This is a genomic window from Streptomyces cahuitamycinicus (genome assembly GCF_002891435.1).
Lineage (GTDB): Bacteria > Actinomycetota > Actinomycetes > Streptomycetales > Streptomycetaceae > Streptomyces > Streptomyces cahuitamycinicus.
On record NZ_POUC01000724.1, the window covers coordinates 1 to 2426 of the forward strand.

At 71.2% G+C, this 2426-nt stretch carries 2 protein-coding genes and 1 pseudogene; all 3 read left to right on the forward strand.

What is annotated here, in order from left to right:
* Positions 1-471 (forward strand): DUF5682 family protein (locus tag C1J00_RS42105; RefSeq protein ID WP_245936728.1); only part of this gene is annotated, 471 nt, incomplete at its 5' end.
* A gap of 151 nt (positions 472-622) precedes the next feature.
* Positions 623-1789, forward strand: coding sequence for a VWA domain-containing protein (locus C1J00_RS42110; RefSeq protein ID WP_102914079.1), 1167 nt, complete (start codon positions 623-625; stop codon positions 1787-1789).
* A gap of 212 nt (positions 1790-2001) precedes the next feature.
* Positions 2002-2426: pseudogene (locus C1J00_RS46090) on the forward strand (hypothetical protein); the annotation flags it as partial.

The window sequence follows — 2426 nt, forward strand, 5'->3', positions numbered from 1 at the left end:
GTCCGGCTGCTGCTCGACGACGGGGAGCTGGCTCAGGACGAGGCGGCACTGCTGATGGGACTCGTCCTGTCACCGGGCACACCGCCGGCGGACGCGGCCGCGTGGATCGAGGGCTTCGTCGGGGGGACCTCCGGGGGCGGGATGCTCCTGGTGCACGACGAGCGGCTGCTCGGACTGGTCGACGCGTGGCTGACCGGGGTGCCGGCCGAGGCGTTCACGGACGTACTGCCCCTGCTGCGGCGGACGTTCTCCGCGTACGAGCCCGGAGTGCGCCGGACTCTCGGCGAACTGGTCCGACGCGGACCGGGAACCGGGGGCGGCGCGACAGCCGCCGGCACCGGAACGCCCGGCTTCGCGGCCGACTTCGACACGGTGCGCGCGGACGCGGTGCTGCCGGTCGTGCGGCTGCTGCTCGGGCTGGACGAAGTGGACGAGAACACCGACAACGACCTGGCGGGGGTGACGGGATGACGACCGAGGCACTGAGAGAGCGGACGACGGCACCGGAAACGGGAGCCACCGTGGCGGGCGGGTTCCGGGCGGAAGGGCGGCCGTCGACGACCGTACCGGTGATCCCGCTGTGGGAACGGCTGTGGGAACGGCCTCGTGAGGGAGGGCGGGCATGACGTCCGAGACGACGGACCCGGCGCAGGAGCGGCTGCGGCGCTGGCGGCTCGTCCTCGGGGGCGACGCGGCGGACGGCACCGGCTGCGCGCTGTCGGGACGGGACGCGGCGATGGACGGAGCGCTCACCGCGCTCTACGGCAGGAAGGACGGCAGGTCACGGGGAGGCCGGGACCGTTCCGCGGGACTCGGGGCGTCGGCTCCGTCCGTGGCGCGCTGGCTCGCAGACATCCGGACGTACTTCCCCTCCTCCGTCGTGCAGGTCATGCAGCGCGACGCCATCGACCGGCTCGGTCTCGCCACGCTGTTGCTGGAGCCGGAGATGCTGGAGGCGGTCGAGGCCGACGTGCACCTCGTCGGCACGCTGCTGTCGCTCAACAAGGCGATGCCGGAGACGACGAGGGAGACGGCCCGGGCCGTCGTGCGCAAGGTCGTCGAGGACCTGGAGAAGCGGCTCGCCACCCGTACCCGGGCCACCCTCACCGGCGCGCTCGACCGAAGCGCCCGGATCAACCGGCCCCGTCACCATGACATCGACTGGAACCGCACCATCGCGGCCAACCTCAAGCACTACCTGCCCGAGTACCGAACGATCGTGCCGGAGCGGCTCATCGGGTTCGGGCGGGCCGCCCAGTCCACGAAGAAGGAGGTCATCCTCTGTATCGACCAGTCGGGATCCATGGCGGCATCGGTTGTTTACGCATCGGTGTTCGGGGCGGTGCTCGCCTCGATGCGGACGATCTCCACGCGACTCGTCGTCTTCGACACGGCGGTAGTCGATCTCACGGACCAGCTGGACGACCCGGTCGACGTGCTGTTCGGTACCCAGCTCGGCGGTGGCACGGACATCAACCGGGCGCTCGCGTACTGCCAGTCGCAGATCACCCGCCCCGCGGAGACGGTGGTCGTGCTGATCAGTGACCTCTACGAAGGCGGCATACGCAACGAGATGCTCAAGCGGGTGTCCGCGATGAAGGCGTCGGGCGTGCAGTTCGTGACCCTGCTCGCCCTCTCGGACGAAGGGGCACCGGCGTACGACCGGGAGCACGCGGCCGCCCTCGCGGCGTTGGGGGCACCGGCGTTCGCCTGCACGCCCGACCTGTTCCCGGAGGTGATGGCGGCGGCGATCGAGAAGCGGCCGTTGCCGATACCGGATGCGGCGTGACGGGTGCTGTGAGTGCCCTGCCCGAGGGGGCGGATACTGATGGGTCGATGGGTCGTCGTCCGACTTGGAGCAGCAAACGGACATGACGGACCATCGGTAAGCAAGGGCTTGCGCAACCTCCGCACTCCCGTGCGAGGATCGGCGCCTGCTCGGCCGTGCGGGGTGTCGGCCGGGCGGTACCGCTTCCGTCGCACGGGAGGAAGCTCCCTCTCTTGAGCTGGTCAACAGCCCTGCCCGAAGCCGCGTTGCGCACGCTGCGCCCAGCGGCCGGGCGGCGTGCGCTCCAAGTGACGCTGTTGGTCGGCGGGTTGTTGGTCATCGGACTGCTGTGGGGGGAGCAGGCCCATGCGGAGAACGGCGCAGACGGTGTGAGGGTGCGGCCGGAGGTCCGGGCCGGCGAAGTCATCAGCGGCCAGAGGCTCGTTCGGGTGGTCGGTGAGGTGGGGGGACCCGAGAGCGAGAGATCGGCCTCACCCGCCCATCCGGGCCTTTCGAACCTGCCGGACCTGGCGGACTTGCCGAACGTGCCGGGCCTGCCGGACCTGGCGGGTTCGCCGGACCTGGCGGGTCTGCCGGATCTGCCCGCGCCACCCGACGCCCACGCCGTGGAGTTCCCGGGAGCGCCCGCTCAACCCAC